The organism is Bacillus cereus group sp. BfR-BA-01381 (assembly GCF_022663555.1).
In the GTDB taxonomy this organism is placed as follows: Bacteria; Bacillota; Bacilli; order Bacillales; family Bacillaceae_G; genus Bacillus_A; species Bacillus_A pacificus.
Map to the genome: position 1 here is coordinate 1 of NZ_JAKUFR010000094.1, position 16,867 is coordinate 16,867.

A 16,867-nucleotide genomic window follows, 5' to 3' on the forward strand; every position below is an offset into this window, starting at 1 on the left:
GAAGAAGAACTTGAGTATGATGAAACTGAAGAAGAAGAAGAGGAAGAACTGTAGTTCTTGACTTTTCATTATCGTCCATGTAGAATCATTTTTGGGCTCTTTAAAAAAGGACGATAATACTTTTAAAGTGTAAATATAAAAGAAAATTGCTCCCTACTTATTACTTTATGTGATGAGGGGAGCAATTTTCTTTTTTGTTTTTTGTTTAGAAAATAAAAAGAGTCTAACAATAAGATGGATACAGTGTTATCTACATACGTTGCGCTTTGCAACGGTGATTATATAACAGCAAAATAGAAGGGAGCTTTTTCATGACTAAGTATATTTTTGTAACAGGCGGTGTAGTATCGTCTCTAGGAAAAGGTATTACAGCAGCATCTCTTGGAAGACTTTTAAAAAATCGTGGTTTAAACGTAACGATTCAAAAGTTTGATCCATACATTAACGTAGACCCAGGGACTATGAGCCCATATCAACACGGTGAGGTATTCGTAACAGATGATGGTGCAGAAACTGACTTAGACCTTGGTCACTATGAGCGTTTCATCGACATCAATTTAAATAAATACAGCAACGTAACAACAGGTAAAATTTACTCTTCAGTTCTTCAAAAAGAGCGTCGTGGTGAATACCTAGGAGGAACAGTTCAAGTTATTCCTCACATTACTAACGAAATTAAAGAGCGCGTATACCGTTCTGGTCGCGAAACAAACGCGGACGTTGTTATTACAGAAATCGGTGGAACTGTTGGTGACATCGAGTCTCTACCATTCTTAGAAGCAATCCGTCAAATTAAGAGCGACATCGGTCGTGACAATGTAATGTACATTCACTGTACGTTAATCCCGTACTTAAAAGCAGCGGGTGAAATGAAAACAAAACCAACGCAACATAGCGTTAAAGAGCTTCGCAGCTTAGGTATTCAACCAAATATTATCGTTGTTCGTACAGAAATGCCTGTTTCTCAAGATATGAAAGACAAGCTTGCATTATTCTGTGACATTGATACAAAAGCAGTTATTGAAGCACGCGATGCAGATACTTTATATGCGGTTCCATTATCTCTTCAAGAGCAAAATATGGACCAAATCGTTTGCGATCACTTAAAATTAGACAATCCAGCTGCAGATATGACAGAGTGGACTGCGCTAGTTGAAAAAGTGCGTAACCTTTCTAAGAAAACAAAAATCGCTCTTGTTGGTAAATACGTAGAGCTTCAAGATGCATACATTTCTGTTGTAGAAGCACTTCGTCATGCAGGTTACTCTTTCGATACAGATGTAGAAGTGAAATGGGTAAACGCTGAGCATGTAACAGCAGAGAACGTACAAGAATTAGTTGGTGATACAGACGGTATCCTTGTACCAGGTGGCTTCGGTGATCGTGGTGTAGAAGGTAAAATCGTTGCAATTCAATATGCTCGTGAAAACAAAGTACCATTCTTAGGAATTTGCTTAGGTATGCAACTTGCATCAATCGAATTTGCACGTAACGTATTAGGATTAGAAGGAGCTAACTCTTCTGAAATTAACCCTGATACACCTTATGCAATCATTGATTTATTACCAGAACAAAAAGATGTAGAAGACTTAGGTGGTACACTTCGTCTTGGTCTATACCCATGTAAGCTTTCTGAAGAAACAAATGCTTACAATGCTTACAATGAGCCGGTTGTATATGAGCGACATCGTCATCGTTATGAGTTCAACAATCAATTCCGTCCGGATATGGAAAAAGCAGGATTTGTATTCTCTGGTACAAGCCCAGACGGTCGTCTAGTTGAAATCATTGAATTAAAAGATCACCCTTGGTTCGTGGCAGCACAGTTCCACCCAGAACTAGTTTCTCGTCCAAACCGTCCACAACCATTGTTCCATGACTTCGTAAGAGCGTCTATTACGAATAAAGAGAGCAAGTAATAAAAAAAGCGCCTGAAATAGGGCGCTTTTTTTAATATTCATTTAACATTTCATCGATTGTAAATTTGATCCCGTGATATGCAAATAAAGCTATCATTAAGCTCGGGAATCCGTAGCGATTACCTTCATCGTCTGGAATAAGCCCTTTTAACAATTTCGTATCAATATGTACATCTGTATATTGTTCTAGTGATTCAGTACCTTCTTGAATAGCAGAAATGCCGACAATAGAGTGTCCATCTGCTTGAAGTTTTTTTGCTATTGCTACAACTTCTTCATCTGTTGAAAAACGGCTAATAAGAAGTACACGATCTGCAGAAGTTACTTCTACTTCTTTATTATTTTCAAATAATCGTTTTGCTTGCTTCATTGGTTCAGCACCGAATAGCGCTTCAGCAACAACGCCCTCCATTTCATTTGTACCATGTAAATAAATGAAACCTTCGCCAACTAATGCCTGAGCAAGTAGACGGGCACTATCTTCTATATTCATTTCCTCTTTTTGAGAAACTCTGGAGAAATAACCGCTTAATTGGGTTGAAAAAATTTTTAACATAATGTTACTCCCTTCCTACGTGTTTACCGGCTTTCATTATAGTTTATTTTTTTAGAAAGGTGAAATCGAAGGTGGCATAACAAAATTGGAAACGGTAAAATAAGAAAGAAATAGGAAGGAATTTGGTAAAGAATAGCGAAAATTAATCGTTAAGATATAAGAAGCTTTAAATCTTGTACTTACACAGAAAGGTTGGGAGTTATGGAAGGGAAAATTTTAATCGTTGATGATCAATATGGCATTCGTGTGTTATTACATGAAGTGTTCCAAAAAGAAGGTTATCAGACATTCCAAGCAGCGAATGGATTTCAAGCTTTAGATATCGTGAAAAAAGATAATCCAGATTTAGTTGTGTTAGATATGAAAATTCCAGGTATGGATGGTATAGAGATTTTAAAGCATGTAAAAGAAATTGATGAGAGTATTAAAGTGATTTTAATGACTGCTTATGGAGAGCTTGATATGATCCAAGAAGCAAAAGATTTAGGTGCTTTAATGCATTTTGCTAAACCATTTGATATTGATGAAATTCGTCAAGCGGTGAGAAATGAGCTCGCTGTAGAGGCTTAAAAATGAATTTTTTATAAAAAATATGGAAAAAAGCGTTTACATGGACTATTGTGCAGGTGAATACGGTTGAGTTTTTGAGTACAAGTTGTTATCCTATTGAGTGTAGAAAAAAGTCCGGTATGTAGATATACATATTTTACCTTATTCTGGTCATACTACCAGCGATAAGAACTTATCGGATACAAAAAACGTTTTTTAGGAGGATTCACCATGCCTTTAGTTTCTATGAAAGAAATGCTAAACAAAGCACTAGAAGGAAAATACGCAGTTGGTCAATTCAACATGAACAACTTAGAGTGGACTCAAGCTATCTTAGCTGCTGCGGAAGAAGAAAAATCTCCTGTAATCCTAGGTGTATCTGAGGGTGCAGCTCGTCATATGACTGGTTTCAAAACAGTTGTAGCTATGGTTAAAGCTTTAATCGAAGAAATGAACATTACTGTTCCTGTAGCGATTCACCTTGACCATGGTTCAAGCTTCGAAAAATGTAAAGAAGCAATCGATGCAGGTTTCACATCTGTAATGATCGACGCTTCTCACCACCCATTCGAAGAAAACGTAGAAACTACTAAAAAAGTAGTAGAATACGCACACGCTCGTAACGTATCTGTTGAAGCTGAGCTTGGAACAGTTGGCGGACAAGAAGACGACGTAATCGCTGAAGGCGTAATTTACGCTGACCCAGCTGAGTGTAAGCACCTTGTTGAAGCAACAGGTATCGATTGCCTAGCTCCAGCTTTAGGTTCTGTACACGGTCCTTACAAAGGTGAGCCTAACTTAGGATTCGCTGAAATGGAACAAGTTCGTGACTTCACTGGCGTACCTTTAGTATTACACGGTGGTACTGGTATCCCAACTGCTGATATCGAAAAAGCTATCTCTTTAGGTACTTCAAAAATCAACGTAAACACTGAGAACCAAATCGAGTTTACAAAAGCTGTTCGTGAAGTATTAAACAAAGACCAAGAAGTTTACGATCCTCGTAAATTTATCGGACCTGGCCGCGACGCTATCAAAGCAACTGTTATTGGTAAAATGCGCGAATTCGGTTCTAACGGTAAAGCGTAAGAATAAAATTCCGTTTTGGAAACCGTCTACTCTTTTAGACGGTTTCCTTTCGTTGTATAATGAAAGCGTGAACAAGTCTAAAGATTTTATCATTTTGTTTTTGAAATAGAAAATAATGTGCATAGTCCTATTAATAAATGTGATAACGTATCTAAATTGATAAAGTAAATTCGATAAATAGTTAATCTTTATCTTTTTGTATTACAGGAGAAATGAAGATAATGGTTTCCTATTTATTGAGTTTTGGGATGGAAAAGTAATTGAGATTCTTAAGGGGGAGCTTTCTATAAAAATATAGAAAGTAAATACATTCACAAGAAGGGAGCTCAATATGGAAAAATTGCTAATTGAAGGCGGAAGAGCTTTAAATGGAACAATTCGCGTGAGTGGTGCAAAGAACAGCGCCGTTGCACTAATTCCAGCGACAATTTTAGCAGATACTCCAGTAACTATTGGTGGTGTCCCTAATATTTCGGACGTGAAAATGTTAGGAGACTTACTAGAGGAAATTGGAGGGAGAGTGACTTATGGACAGGAGGAAGAGATGGTAGTCGATCCTTCTAACATGGTTGCAATGCCTTTACCAAATGGAAAAGTGAAAAAATTGCGTGCTTCTTATTATTTAATGGGTGCGATGCTTGGCCGTTTTAAAAAAGCTGTTATTGGGCTTCCAGGTGGATGTCACTTAGGACCGAGGCCGATTGATCAGCATATTAAAGGGTTTGAAGCGTTAGGTGCACATGTTACGAATGAGCAAGGTGCTATCTATTTAAGAGCAGATGAACTACGAGGGGCACGTATTTATTTAGATGTTGTTAGTGTAGGAGCTACGATTAATATTATGCTAGCAGCTGTACGAGCGAAAGGTAGAACTGTTATTGAAAACGCAGCGAAAGAACCAGAGATTATTGATGTAGCTACACTGTTAACTAGCATGGGAGCACGTATTAAAGGTGCTGGTACAGATGTAATCCGAATTGATGGTGTGGATTCACTGCACGGTTGTCATCATACGATCATTCCAGATCGTATTGAAGCGGGTACGTATATGATTTTAGGTGCTGCGTCAGGAGGAGAAGTAACAGTTGATAATGTTATTCCTCAGCATTTGGAGTCAGTTACCGCAAAATTAAGAGAAGCTGGTGTCCAAGTTGAAACGAATGATGACCAAATTACAGTGAACGGTGATAGAAGATTAAAAGTAGTTGATATAAAAACGCTTGTATATCCAGGTTTCCCAACAGATTTACAACAGCCGTTTACAACACTTTTAACAAAGGCGCATGGAACGGGTGTTGTAACGGATACGATTTATGGCGCACGTTTTAAACATATTGATGAATTACGTCGTATGAATGCGCAAATTAAAGTAGAAGGTCGGTCAGCTATCGTAACTGGTCCTGTTTTATTACAAGGTGCAAAAGTGAAAGCGAGTGATTTGCGAGCTGGAGCAGCCCTTGTTATTGCAGGATTGATGGCGGATGGAATTACAGAAGTAACCGGACTTGAGCATATTGATCGTGGCTATGAAAATATAGTAGACAAGCTTAAAGGGCTTGGTGCAAACATTTGGCGAGAACAAATGACAAAGCAAGAAATTGAAGAAATGAAGAACGCATAAGTGATACTTCCGCGAGGGGGAAGCGAAGCATCACTACTTGCGGAAGTACACTTTATAGAAAAACACGGTTCACAAAATACGGCAGAAATATAAAGACTTAAAGGAGAGGGATTATCGTGGAAAGAAGTTTATCTATGGAGTTAGTACGTGTAACAGAGGCTGCAGCTTTATCATCAGCGCGTTGGATGGGACGCGGGAAAAAGGATGAGGCAGACGGTGCAGCAACATCAGCTATGCGTGATGTATTTGATACAATTCCGATGAAAGGTACAGTTGTAATTGGTGAAGGTGAAATGGATGAAGCACCAATGCTATATATCGGAGAAAAATTAGGTACAGGATATGGTCCGCGTGTAGACGTTGCAGTTGATCCTTTAGAAGGGACAAACATTGTAGCAGCTGGTGGATGGAATGCTCTTGCTGTTATTGCAATTGCAGATCACGGTAATTTGTTACATGCTCCTGACATGTACATGGATAAAATCGCGGTTGGCCCAGAAGCAGTTGGGGCGGTCGATATTGATGCGCCTATTATCGATAACTTACGTGCAGTTGCGAAAGCGAAAAACAAAGATATTGAAGATGTTGTAGCGACAGTTTTAAACCGTCCACGTCATCAAGCAATTATTGAAGAAATTCGTAAAGCTGGTGCTCGCATTAAATTGATTAATGATGGAGACGTAGCTGGCGCAATCAACACCGCATTTGATCGTACAGGTGTAGATATTTTATTCGGCTCTGGTGGTGCGCCTGAGGGTGTGTTAGCAGCAGTTGCATTAAAATGTTTAGGTGGAGAAATTCACGGGAAATTATTACCACAAAACGAAGCTGAATTGGCGCGTTGCAAAAAGATGGGCATAGACGACATCAACCGCATCCTTCGCATGGAGGACTTAGTAAAAGGTGACGATGCAATCTTCGCAGCAACAGGTGTAACAGACGGAGAACTATTACGCGGCGTTCAATTTAAAGGTAGCGTAGGAACAACACAATCCCTTGTTATGCGCGCAAAATCAGGCACAGTACGCTTCGTAGACGGACGTCACAGCTTAAATAAAAAACCGAACTTGGTTATTAAGTAAAAAGCGGAGGTGGCTTGCTCAGAAGGAGAAGGCATTGGAACTCCTGACGAAGAGGCGTTTTGTGCCTCGCAGGAAGGGGTGAAATGACTGATCCTTCTAGCCACCGGAGCTGGATTAAATAAAAAGTGTAAGCGGCTCGCTAAGAATCGCAGGCTGTTTGGAGCTCTCGACCTTGAAGCGCTCTTTGCTTCGAGTGAGAGAGTGGAATGACCGGAGATTCTAGCTGATGAAACTAGATTAAATAAAAAGCGAAGACAAATTTTCTTGTCTTCGCTTCTTGTATTTGTGTTTCAACGTATTGATTAAAACTAGATAAAAGGGTTACAATAGTGAATATTACCCTACTTGAACTTATTGCCTTTCATTATTAATTATTTGCCTTCCGTATTTTTTCCCTTTACCCATGTGAAAAGAGAATAACGTTAAAGTGTGGTGTCTGAATGAATTTGTCAATTGCAGCATTAGAAAACATGAAATTAAAAGAGTTATACGAGCTTGCGAAAGAATTTAAAATTTCGTATTATAGCAAATTAACGAAAAAAGAGTTAATCTTCGCCATTTTAAAAGCTCGAGCAGAAAAAGAAGGTTTCTTCTTCATGGAAGGCGTATTAGAAATTATTCAATCAGAAGGATTTGGATTCCTACGTCCTATCAACTACTCTCCAAGCTCAGAAGATATTTATATCTCAGCTTCGCAAATTCGTCGTTTCGATTTACGTAATGGAGACAAGGTTTCTGGTAAAGTACGACCTCCGAAAGAAAATGAACGCTACTTTGGATTATTACAAGTTGAAGCTGTAAACGGAGATGATCCAGAGTCAGCAAAAGAGCGTGTGCATTTCCCTGCATTAACACCATTATACCCAGATCGCCAAATGAAATTGGAAACGGAACCGAAAAAGTTACCGACACGCATCATGGATTTAATTGCACCAGTTGGATTTGGACAACGTGGTTTAATTGTCGCGCCTCCAAAGGCTGGTAAAACTAGTCTGTTAAAAGAAATCGCACACAGTGTTACAACAAATCATCCGGAAGCTGAATTAATTGTCCTTTTAATTGATGAGCGTCCAGAGGAAGTAACAGATATTGAACGTTCTGTTAAAGGAGATGTTGTAAGCTCTACTTTTGATGAAGTACCAGAAAATCATATTAAAGTAGCGGAACTTGTGTTAGAACGTGCAATGCGTCTTGTAGAGCACAAAAAAGATGTTATCATTTTAATGGATAGTATTACCCGTTTAGCGCGAGCTTACAACCTTGTTATTCCGCCAAGTGGTAGAACATTATCGGGTGGTATCGACCCAGCTGCCTTCCATAGACCGAAGCGTTTCTTTGGAGCTGCACGTAATATTGAAGAAGGCGGTAGCTTAACAATTTTAGCAACAGCTCTTGTTGATACAGGATCTCGTATGGACGATGTAATTTACGAAGAATTTAAAGGAACTGGAAATATGGAACTTCACTTAGATCGTTCATTAGCTGAGCGTCGTATCTTCCCGGCAATTGATATTCGCCGTTCTGGTACACGTAAAGAGGATCTATTAATTCCGAAAGAACATTTAGACAAGCTATGGGGTATTCGTAAAACAATGCGTGATACACCAGACTTTGTTGAAGGTTTCTTACGTAAACTTCGTCAAACAAAGACAAATGAAGAATTTTTACAAAACATTGTTGCAGATTCGAAAAGATATGTAACAACGAAGTAAAGGGAAAAGATTGGGACTCGCTTATTTTATGGTAAGCGAGTTTTTTATGTTTTTTAGGTGATCTTAAAGAGAGATGAGTGGAAGGGCATTAGTTGGTTCTAGTTGGATGAGCGGCCTCCATTTTAAGATAATATCCAGCTCCAGTGGCTAGCTCTTCGCAGCTAAGAACCTTCCGAGCACCTTTTGTGCGAGAGAACCTTAGCTGGTCAGGGCTGAGCGAGCCGTCTCCACTTTAAGGTGTTATCCAGCTCCAGCGGCTAGAATCTCCGGTCATTTCACTCTCTCGCTCGAAGCAAAAAGCGCTTCAAGGTCGAGAGTTCTAAATAGCCTGCGATTCTGAGCGAGCCGCTTCTGCTTTTAAAATTAAAAAGACAAAAACAGGTAGTTGCAAAATGAAGTTAGCCTTGTTATAATTTCATCATATGTGTTTCATCAATATAGTTGTGTATGCAGCTGAAGATGAAAAACTCTGTTTCGAAAATGATTCAGGGCGGAAGGAGATGAAAAGAATGAAAGCAGGAATTCACCCAGATTACAAGAAAGTTGTATTCATGGACACAAACACAGGCTTCAAATTCTTAAGCGGATCTACTAAAGGATCTAACGAAACTGTTGAGTGGGAAGATGGTAACACTTATCCATTACTAAAAGTTGAGATCAGTTCTGATTCTCACCCATTCTACACTGGACGTCAGAAGTTTGCTACTGCAGACGGACGCGTTGACCGCTTCAATAAAAAATACGGTCTTAAGTAATAAAAACATAAAACAGGCAAGTGTATCTATTCGCTTGTCTGTTTTTTTTGCGAAAATATTATACCTTTACCCTACTTTTAATTAAAAAGTAGATGAAAGGAGAGCTTCATGTACTTAATAAATCAGAACGGTTGGATTGAAGTGATTTGCGGTAGTATGTTTTCTGGTAAATCAGAAGAGCTTATCCGCCGTGTGCGTCGTACACAATTTGCGAAACAACATGCAATTGTATTTAAACCATGTATTGATAATCGCTATAGTGAAGAAGATGTTGTATCACATAACGGATTAAAGGTAAAAGCAGTTCCTGTTTCAGCTTCAAAAGATATATTTGAACATATCACTGAAGAAATGGATGTAATTGCAATCGATGAGGTGCAATTCTTTGATGGGGACATTGTGGAAGTGGTGCAAGTATTGGCAAATCGTGGCTATCGTGTCATTGTAGCTGGTTTAGACCAAGATTTCCGTGGTCTACCATTTGGACAAGTTCCTCAGCTGATGGCGATTGCTGAACATGTAACAAAATTACAAGCAGTATGTTCTGCATGTGGATCTCCGGCAAGTCGTACACAACGATTAATTGATGGAGAACCAGCGGCATTTGATGATCCAATTATTTTAGTTGGTGCTTCAGAATCGTATGAACCACGCTGTCGTCATTGTCATGCAGTTCCTACAAGCAAAGATAAGTAAAACTCGCTGCGCAAGGCGGGTTTTTTTCAGAATAGAGAGTGTGAGCCACTTGCGCTTTAAGTTGTGATATCTAGCTTCAGCGGCTAGAATCTCCAGCCATTTCACTCTCTCGCTTGAAGCAAAAAGCGCTTCAAGGTCGAGAGTTCCAATGGCCTGCAATTCTGAGCAAGCCGCTTACGCTTTTAAATATATCTAGTTCTGGTGGCTAGCTCTTCGCATCTAAGAACCTTCCGCCCGAAAGGTAAAAAGCACCTTTAGGTCGAAAGAACCTTAGCTGGTCAGAGCTGAACGAGCCACCACCACTTTTAAATATAATTTGCGTTTTTTTGAGTAAGTACCATATACTATTTGTATTAGATACTAGGATGTAGAGGTGAATGATGTGTTAGATCGTTTGCAAGCTGTAGAAAATCGTTATGAGAAGTTAAATGAATTGCTAAGCGACCCAGCAATTATTAGTGATTCAAATAAGCTTCGTGAATATTCAAAGGAACAGTCTGATATACAGGAAACGGTAGAGGTGTATCGTGAGTATAAGGATGTTCGTGAGCAATTAAAAGATGCGAAAGCAATGTTAGAAGATAAGTTAGACGCAGAAATGCGTGAAATGGTAAAAGAAGAGGTTTCTGAGTTAGAATCACAAGAAAAAACATTATCAGAGCGTCTGAAAATTTTACTTGTACCAAAAGACCCTAACGATGATAAGAACGTTATCGTTGAGGTTCGTGGAGCTGCTGGTGGCGACGAGGCCGCTTTATTTGCTGGTGACTTATACCGTATGTATAGCCGTTACGCTGAGGTGCAAGGTTGGAAAACGGAGATTATCGAGGCTAGCTATACAGAGTTAGGTGGATATAAAGAGATTATCTTTATGATTAACGGTAAAGGTGCTTTCGCGAAGCTGAAATTCGAGAATGGCGCTCACCGTGTACAACGTGTTCCTGAAACGGAATCTGGTGGACGTATCCATACATCTACAGCAACTGTAGCTGTATTACCAGAGGCAGAAGAAGTAGAAATTGATATTCATGAGAAAGATGTTCGTGTTGATACATTCGCTTCTAGTGGACCTGGTGGACAGAGTGTTAATACAACGATGTCAGCGGTACGTTTAACACATTTACCGACTGGTGTAGTTGTATCATGTCAGGATGAGAAATCACAAATTAAGAATAAAGAAAAAGCGATGAAAGTATTACGCGCACGTGTTTATGATAAGTTTAGACAAGAAGCACAAGCTGAGTATGATCAAAACCGTAAACAAGCTGTTGGTACGGGTGATCGTTCAGAGCGTATTCGTACGTATAACTTCCCGCAAAACCGTGTTACAGACCATCGAATCGGTTTAACGATTCAAAAGTTAGATCAAATCTTACAAGGTAAGTTAGATGATTTCATCAATGCCTTAGTAATGGAAGATCAGGCTCAAAGGATGGAGGCAGCTGAGTAATGCGTGTCTATGAAGCCCTGAAATGGGCTTCTTCTTTTTTACAGGAGAATGGACGAGATGAAAATGCGGGAGAAATTGTCCTTTGTCATGTATTAAAGACGAATAGAACAGGATTATTGATGAACATGCGTGAAGAAATAAATGCGGAACAAGAAAAAAGTTTTACAGAGTTTATCCACAAGCATGTAGAAGGTATTCCTATTCAATATATGATTGGTCATGAAATGTTTTATGGAAGATCGTTCTTTGTGAATGAAGAAGTATTAATACCAAGACCGGAAACAGAAGAGCTTATAGTAGGAGTGTTAGAAAGAATCGAGCGTCATTTTGGTGATGAGAAACTACATGTAGCAGATATCGGTACAGGTAGCGGAGCGATTTCGATTACCCTTGCTTTGGAAAATAAAAATCTTCATGTGTATACGGTAGATATTGCACAGGAGTCGATTGAAGTTGCAAAAGAAAATGCGAAAACTTTGGGCGCAGAAGTAACGTTCTATCATGGTGATTTATTATCACCATTTTATGAAACGGGTCAAAAGTTAGATGTTGTTGTTTCAAATCCTCCATATATACCGGAAGAAGATTGGCGTGGCCTTTCTCCTGTGGTGAAAGAGCATGAGCCAAAGAGAGCGCTTGTTGGTGGTGAAGACGGATTAGATTTCTATCGCCGCTTTATGGAAGAGTTGCCGAATGTGTTGCAGAAGAAAGCGATTGTCGCATTTGAAATTGGAGTAGGGCAAGGTGAGGACGTGAAAGGGCTGTTACAACAAGCATTTCCACATGCTCATGTTGAGGTTGTTTTTGATATTAATGGAAAAGATCGTATGGTATTTGCGGAGATGGAGTAAGGTTTACACCTTACTCTATTTTTTTGGGAAAAATTCATATAGATTTTGAATTTAATAGTTTAGAAAGATGAAAGTCTGTCCACACTGTTTGTAGAAGGGACGGTGGAGGAAATGAAAAAACAAGTTATTGCTTATCTTCTTCTATTATTAATTGGTGCACAGTTACTTGTGCAGTTTGGATATATGAAAGCTGATGCGAAAGGGCCTTCAGTTATTCCGAAAGAGGCCGTTCGATTACGGATTTTAGCAAATAGTGATTCAGATAAAGACCAGGCTTTAAAGCGCAAAGTGCGTGATGAGGTAAAAGCACAAATTGATGGATGGGTAGCTGATTTAACTTCATTTGAAGAGGCACGCAAGGTCATTCAAAGTCATATTCCAGAAATCGAAAAAACAGTAGCAAATACGTTGAAAAAAGAAGGAAGTAAAGATTCATTTCAAGTGAAATTCAGTAAAAATGTAAAGTTTCCTACAAAGGTATATGGGAATTTTATTTATCCGGCAGGGGAATATGAAGCAGTCTTAATTACAATTGGGGAAGGTGAAGGGGCAAACTGGTGGTGTGTACTATTTCCACCGATGTGTTTCTTAGATTTTTCAAGTGGTACAGCTGTAAGGAAAGAAGAACATGTTGTGAAGGCTGAATCTCCTGAAGAGGAGCAAGTGAAACAAATAGATGATGAAGAAGTAGTAAATGCAGAAGAGAAAAAAGGGGATGAGGTGAAGGAAAAGAAAGTTGTTAAGCAGGAAGTTGCAAAAAAAGTAACAGCTTCTGAAAAGAAAGTAGTAAAAAATGAAACGAAAGTAGAAGAACAACCTGTAAGTAAAGAGGAAACAAAAACTGTGGAAAAAGTGGAGAAAACTGTGGAACAAAAACAAGAAAAGCGAAATGAGTATGTAAAAGTAGAGGAGGAAGAAGAAAAGCCAGAAGTTAAGTTATTTATTGTAGAAGCTTTTACATCTTTATTCTCTAAATAGTACTATTCGTAAATCCCTTCTCATATATAAAAAAGAGGAGGGATTTATTATGAAGAAGGTATATTTTGCGACGAAGGCAGATGTGGAAAGATTGCATTCTTTTTTCGGACAAGCTAATAAAAAAGATGATAAAATAAATGAGTTGTACGCACAGTTTATGATTTTGGAAGAGGCGGAAGAAATACGGGCAGTCATTGGATATGAACAAAGTGAAGAAAACGCACTGATTCGTTCTTGTTTATTCACACCTAATGTGGATAAACAGACTTTCTTATATTTTTTTGAAATGTTTTTGCAGTATATGAAAGAAAAAAATATTCGACAATTGTACTTACTAACAAATCATCCACAATCTATAACAATCTTTCAGTTTTTTGACTTTGTTACTATAGAGAAAGAGAACGTACCAGAGGGAATTCGACAGTTAGAACATTTTTGTAAAAATATAAAAGAGCCAAATGCAATAATACTAAATTGTCAGCTATTCACAAAGTTATCCACGGATTAATTAGGTTTATCCACATTTTGTGGATAAACCTTGTTTGTCTTTTGGATAAATCTCATAGTAAACTAAAAATAGACAAGTATTTCAGGGTAGAAAAGGACGTGGGAAAAAATGCATACAAATATGTGGGTTGTGGATAATGTTGTGGAAAGAAAAAAATATTATCCACAGTTACAAGAAGCAGCAAAATTATTAAGGGAAAATGAGGCGATTGCCTTCCCTACAGAAACGGTATATGGACTAGGTGCAAACGCGATGAATGATGAAGCGATTGCGAAAATTTTTGAGGCGAAAGGAAGACCGAGTGATAATCCACTTATTGTCCACATCGGTACAAAATCGCAGTTAGATGGGATTGTGAAGGAAATTCCGCCAGTTGCAGAAAAGTTAATGGAGCATTTTTGGCCGGGCCCTTTAACAATTATTTTACCTAGAAAAGAAGGGATTTCAGAGAAGGTAACGGCAGGACTTAATACGGTTGGAGTAAGAATGCCTGATCATCCAGTAGCTCTTGCTCTTATTGAGGAGGCAAATGTACCTGTTGCAGCACCGAGTGCAAATCGTTCAGGCCGTCCAAGTCCGACGTTAGCATCTCACGTATATGAAGATTTAAATGAGAAAATCGCAGGTATTGTAGATGGTGGTGCAACAGGAGTAGGTGTTGAATCGACTGTAATTGATTGTACGAGCGCTGTTCCAACGATATTACGCCCAGGTGGGATTACGAAAGAACAATTGGAAGCGGTGATTGGCACGGTTTCTTTAGATCCGGCTCTAAAGGATGAGAAGGAAAAACCGAAATCACCTGGAATGAAATATACACATTATGCACCGAAAGCGCCACTTAGTATTGTTGAAGGTTCACGCGAGTTTATTCAGCGTATTGTGGATAAGAAAAAGGAAGAAGGATTCAAAGTCGGTGTATTAACGACAGAAGAGTATCAGCATGTATATAGAGCGGATGTTGTATTATCTTGTGGTGTTCGAAGCGATTTAGCTAGCGTTGCGACTAAATTATATGATGTACTTAGAACATTTGATGCAAGTGAAGTGGATATTATTTTTAGTGAATCATTCCCGAATGAAGGAATAGGGAATGCCATTATGAATCGCTTAACAAAAGCGGCAGGACATCAAATTATTACTGAATCATAAGGTGCGATTAGCAAACAGAATATTTCTCCTCGGATAAGCATATTTTGAAGTAGCACGTCCGAGGAGGGACATGAATGACGTTTGAACAGATAGTACCTTTAATAATTATGGCATTCGCCTTAGGGATGGATGCGTTCTCGGTGAGTCTTGGGATGGGAATGATGACCTTAAAGATCAGACAAATCCTGTATATCGGTGTGACGATAGGGATATTTCATATTATCATGCCATTTATAGGTATGGTATTAGGTCGTTTTTTATCAGAGCAGTATGGAGACATTGCACATTTTGCTGGTGCTATTTTATTAATAGGATTAGGATTTTATATTGTGTACTCCTCTATTCTAGAGAATGAAGAAACTAGAACAGCCCCTATTGGAATTAGTTTATTCGTATTTGCATTTGGTGTTAGTATAGATAGTTTTTCAGTAGGGCTTAGTCTTGGTATTTACGGGGCACAGACAATTATTACGATATTACTCTTTGGGTTTGTTAGTATGTTATTAGCGTGGATTGGTTTATTCATTGGTAGGCATGCGAAAGGTATGCTCGGTACATATGGTGAGATAGTAGGTGGTATCATTTTGGTTGGATTTGGATTATATCTCCTTTTTCCTATATAATTTTAAGGGGGAGGGCGTTATGAACACGTTATTGGAATGGTATATTCGATTTGTGACTTTTTTTCCGAGATGGTTACGACTGCTTATTATTTGGGCTGTTATTTTACAAATTTCAATTTTAGGTTGGATTAAATTAATTCGCGAATGATAAGATAGTTCCTTTCTGTGCATAGTTTTGTTTGTACTATACTGATTGCGCTAAAAAATTACAATATAGAAAGGATGAGATGGATGACGAGATTGAAGCAAGTTTTTGGTGTTATTATTAGTTTTTTTGTTTTTTGGTTTAGTATGCTCGGTGTACAAATGTTTGCTGAGTTTTTAGATATTGAGTCATTGAAGTTTGTTGCGGGGAAAACGGAGGCAGCGCGTGCTTTTTATTCTCCATACCCGTTTTTAATTGTTTTTCTTATTACATTGCTTTCCCTTTACTTCTTCGTAATTAAGCTTGGGAAACCGAAAAAAGAGAAAGTACCTACTTTAGAGGAGCAGAAAGAAGAGATATAAGGGGGATACTATGTCTAACATTTCTTTGGCAGAAGCTGTAAAATTAAAAAGTGTATTATCGAAAAGAATACATGAATTAGAAGAAGAGATGAATCAAATTGGATTTGTTGAAATTGAAAAAGGTGATACACTTCCAAAACAGACGCGTACATTGGTGCAGGTTGAACAGGAACTAGATGAAGTTCGCGCTGATTTTCGTCTTTTAGATAAATTAATGTATGAAGCAAATATCCGAAATGAAGTGAATTTCAACGGAGAGAATATAACAATTGTTGAAGCAATAGAACTTGCAACGCAGTTACGTGCAAAAGCTCGAAAGTGTAAAGAGTTTGGCGTGAGTAAGAAAGAAGAACATGTATATTCTTACGGTGAAACATCATCGCTCGTAAAAGTAGCCATGTTTGATCCTGAAGTATATCGTGTAAAAGGTTTAGAGTTAGAGAGACAAGCTAATAGGTTATCTAACTTAATTAATGCGAAAAACTACGCCATTGAACTAGACTTTGATGGTGAAAAATACTTTTAAACCTTGAAGTGGTGAGACTCCGCTTCAAGGCATAGAAGAAGACCACTTTTGTAAAAATGAGATTTGTGATGGCCAAAGGACAACCAATCATCCAATAACCGATCACACTGTTACTTTTTACCGATGACCAATAATGGTAAAAGAGGTCGATGACCAATACTGAAAAATTATTTTTCTTCTTCTATGAAAAAGGTGTACCAAATTAATTTGGTACACCTTTTTATATTATTGTTACTTCTATTCTGAGGGGACGCTTCCGCTTTTAAATGTTATCCAGCTCCAGCGGCTAGAAT

The 16,867-nt window shown here is 38.4% G+C and carries 18 protein-coding genes; 17 read left to right on the top strand and 1 reads right to left on the bottom strand.

Features of this window, described 5'->3' with window-relative positions:
• Positions 1 to 311 precede the first annotated feature (311 nt).
• Positions 312 to 1,919: a CTP synthase gene (pyrG, locus tag MR079_RS23570; RefSeq protein ID WP_000170457.1), complete on the top strand. Its 1,608-nt coding sequence runs from the start codon at positions 312 to 314 to the stop codon at positions 1,917 to 1,919.
• A 31-nt stretch (positions 1,920 to 1,950) separates the two neighbouring features.
• Here pyrG and MR079_RS23575 read toward each other — a convergent pair whose 3' ends face one another.
• Entirely contained in the window at positions 1,951 to 2,475 is a 525-nt protein-coding gene (locus tag MR079_RS23575; protein ID WP_087995309.1) for a DUF2529 domain-containing protein, read from the bottom strand.
• 201 nt (positions 2,476 to 2,676) lie between these two features.
• Here MR079_RS23575 and spo0F point away from each other — a divergent pair, with 201 nt between their 5' ends.
• The 16 genes from spo0F to MR079_RS23650 all read left to right on the top strand — a co-directional run bounded on the left by spo0F (position 2,677) and on the right by MR079_RS23650 (position 16,574).
• Positions 2,677 to 3,045 (top strand): sporulation initiation phosphotransferase Spo0F, encoded by a 369-nt coding sequence (gene spo0F, locus MR079_RS23580; protein WP_000398594.1) that lies wholly within the window; start codon positions 2,677 to 2,679, stop codon positions 3,043 to 3,045.
• A gap of 210 nt (positions 3,046 to 3,255) precedes the next feature.
• A complete protein-coding gene (locus tag MR079_RS23585; protein WP_048528036.1) occupies positions 3,256 to 4,113 on the top strand; it encodes a class II fructose-bisphosphate aldolase in 858 nt (285 codons plus the stop codon).
• 331 nt (positions 4,114 to 4,444) lie between these two features.
• Positions 4,445 to 5,734: a UDP-N-acetylglucosamine 1-carboxyvinyltransferase gene (gene murA, locus MR079_RS23590; RefSeq protein WP_000413260.1), complete on the top strand. Its 1,290-nt coding sequence runs from the start codon at positions 4,445 to 4,447 to the stop codon at positions 5,732 to 5,734.
• A gap of 116 nt (positions 5,735 to 5,850) precedes the next feature.
• Positions 5,851 to 6,816 (top strand): class II fructose-bisphosphatase, encoded by a 966-nt coding sequence (gene glpX / locus MR079_RS23595; protein WP_000442334.1) that lies wholly within the window; start codon positions 5,851 to 5,853, stop codon positions 6,814 to 6,816.
• 440 nt (positions 6,817 to 7,256) lie between these two features.
• The gene (rho, locus tag MR079_RS23600) at positions 7,257 to 8,528 is read left to right on the top strand and encodes a transcription termination factor Rho (RefSeq protein ID WP_001053898.1); all 1,272 of its coding nucleotides are present in this window, start codon (positions 7,257 to 7,259) and stop codon (positions 8,526 to 8,528) included.
• Between the two features lie 509 nt (positions 8,529 to 9,037).
• Positions 9,038 to 9,283 carry a type B 50S ribosomal protein L31 gene (locus tag MR079_RS23605; protein ID WP_000643433.1) on the top strand — a complete coding sequence of 82 codons (246 nt, stop codon included), beginning with the start codon at positions 9,038 to 9,040 and terminating at the stop codon, positions 9,281 to 9,283.
• Positions 9,284 to 9,391: 108 nt separating this feature from the next.
• Entirely contained in the window at positions 9,392 to 9,979 is a 588-nt protein-coding gene (locus MR079_RS23610; RefSeq protein WP_139868505.1) for a thymidine kinase, read from the top strand.
• Between the two features lie 382 nt (positions 9,980 to 10,361).
• Positions 10,362 to 11,429 carry a peptide chain release factor 1 gene (prfA, locus tag MR079_RS23615; RefSeq protein ID WP_000887065.1) on the top strand — a complete coding sequence of 356 codons (1,068 nt, stop codon included), beginning with the start codon at positions 10,362 to 10,364 and terminating at the stop codon, positions 11,427 to 11,429.
• Positions 11,429 to 12,280 carry a peptide chain release factor N(5)-glutamine methyltransferase gene (gene prmC / locus MR079_RS23620; RefSeq protein ID WP_242294748.1) on the top strand — a complete coding sequence of 284 codons (852 nt, stop codon included), beginning with the start codon at positions 11,429 to 11,431 and terminating at the stop codon, positions 12,278 to 12,280. Before prfA ends, prmC begins: the two co-directional genes overlap by 1 nt.
• Before the next feature lie 111 nt (positions 12,281 to 12,391).
• On the top strand, positions 12,392 to 13,258 hold the full coding sequence (gene spoIIR, locus MR079_RS23625) for a stage II sporulation protein R (RefSeq protein ID WP_242294749.1): 867 nt from the start codon (positions 12,392 to 12,394) through the stop codon (positions 13,256 to 13,258).
• A gap of 49 nt (positions 13,259 to 13,307) precedes the next feature.
• Complete coding sequence (locus tag MR079_RS23630; RefSeq protein WP_000758435.1) at positions 13,308 to 13,766, top strand: GNAT family N-acetyltransferase; 459 nt, start codon at positions 13,308 to 13,310, stop codon at positions 13,764 to 13,766.
• Between the two features lie 108 nt (positions 13,767 to 13,874).
• A complete protein-coding gene (locus MR079_RS23635) occupies positions 13,875 to 14,918 on the top strand; it encodes an L-threonylcarbamoyladenylate synthase (protein ID WP_139868497.1) in 1,044 nt (347 codons plus the stop codon).
• A gap of 74 nt (positions 14,919 to 14,992) precedes the next feature.
• Positions 14,993 to 15,541 carry a manganese efflux pump MntP gene (locus MR079_RS23640; RefSeq protein WP_139868495.1) on the top strand — a complete coding sequence of 183 codons (549 nt, stop codon included), beginning with the start codon at positions 14,993 to 14,995 and terminating at the stop codon, positions 15,539 to 15,541.
• A 19-nt stretch (positions 15,542 to 15,560) separates the two neighbouring features.
• Positions 15,561 to 15,689: a hypothetical protein gene (locus MR079_RS29260; protein ID WP_276608976.1), complete on the top strand. Its 129-nt coding sequence runs from the start codon at positions 15,561 to 15,563 to the stop codon at positions 15,687 to 15,689.
• Between the two features lie 83 nt (positions 15,690 to 15,772).
• A complete protein-coding gene (locus MR079_RS23645) occupies positions 15,773 to 16,048 on the top strand; it encodes a DUF3935 domain-containing protein (protein ID WP_000197488.1) in 276 nt (91 codons plus the stop codon).
• Between the two features lie 10 nt (positions 16,049 to 16,058).
• Positions 16,059 to 16,574: a hypothetical protein gene (locus tag MR079_RS23650; protein ID WP_000065590.1), complete on the top strand. Its 516-nt coding sequence runs from the start codon at positions 16,059 to 16,061 to the stop codon at positions 16,572 to 16,574.
• Positions 16,575 to 16,867 lie beyond the last annotated feature (293 nt).

Excerpts from the sequence above, each read along its gene's own strand:
- pyrG (WP_000170457.1), top strand. The coding sequence starts at position 312 with ATGACTAAGTATATTTTTGTAACAGGCGGTGTAGTATCGTCTCTAGGA.
- MR079_RS23575 (WP_087995309.1), bottom strand. The coding sequence starts at position 2,475 with ATGTTAAAAATTTTTTCAACCCAATTAAGCGGTTATTTCTCCAGAGTT.
- spo0F (WP_000398594.1), top strand. The coding sequence starts at position 2,677 with ATGGAAGGGAAAATTTTAATCGTTGATGATCAATATGGCATTCGTGTG.
- MR079_RS23585 (WP_048528036.1), top strand. The coding sequence starts at position 3,256 with ATGCCTTTAGTTTCTATGAAAGAAATGCTAAACAAAGCACTAGAAGGA.
- murA (WP_000413260.1), top strand. The coding sequence starts at position 4,445 with ATGGAAAAATTGCTAATTGAAGGCGGAAGAGCTTTAAATGGAACAATT.
- rho (WP_001053898.1), top strand. The coding sequence starts at position 7,257 with ATGAATTTGTCAATTGCAGCATTAGAAAACATGAAATTAAAAGAGTTA.
- MR079_RS23605 (WP_000643433.1), top strand. The coding sequence starts at position 9,038 with ATGAAAGCAGGAATTCACCCAGATTACAAGAAAGTTGTATTCATGGAC.
- MR079_RS23610 (WP_139868505.1), top strand. The coding sequence starts at position 9,392 with ATGTACTTAATAAATCAGAACGGTTGGATTGAAGTGATTTGCGGTAGT.
- prmC (WP_242294748.1), top strand. The coding sequence starts at position 11,429 with ATGCGTGTCTATGAAGCCCTGAAATGGGCTTCTTCTTTTTTACAGGAG.
- spoIIR (WP_242294749.1), top strand. The coding sequence starts at position 12,392 with ATGAAAAAACAAGTTATTGCTTATCTTCTTCTATTATTAATTGGTGCA.
- MR079_RS23630 (WP_000758435.1), top strand. The coding sequence starts at position 13,308 with ATGAAGAAGGTATATTTTGCGACGAAGGCAGATGTGGAAAGATTGCAT.
- MR079_RS23635 (WP_139868497.1), top strand. The coding sequence starts at position 13,875 with ATGCATACAAATATGTGGGTTGTGGATAATGTTGTGGAAAGAAAAAAA.
- MR079_RS23640 (WP_139868495.1), top strand. The coding sequence starts at position 14,993 with ATGACGTTTGAACAGATAGTACCTTTAATAATTATGGCATTCGCCTTA.
- MR079_RS29260 (WP_276608976.1), top strand. The coding sequence starts at position 15,561 with ATGAACACGTTATTGGAATGGTATATTCGATTTGTGACTTTTTTTCCG.
- MR079_RS23645 (WP_000197488.1), top strand. The coding sequence starts at position 15,773 with ATGACGAGATTGAAGCAAGTTTTTGGTGTTATTATTAGTTTTTTTGTT.
- MR079_RS23650 (WP_000065590.1), top strand. The coding sequence starts at position 16,059 with ATGTCTAACATTTCTTTGGCAGAAGCTGTAAAATTAAAAAGTGTATTA.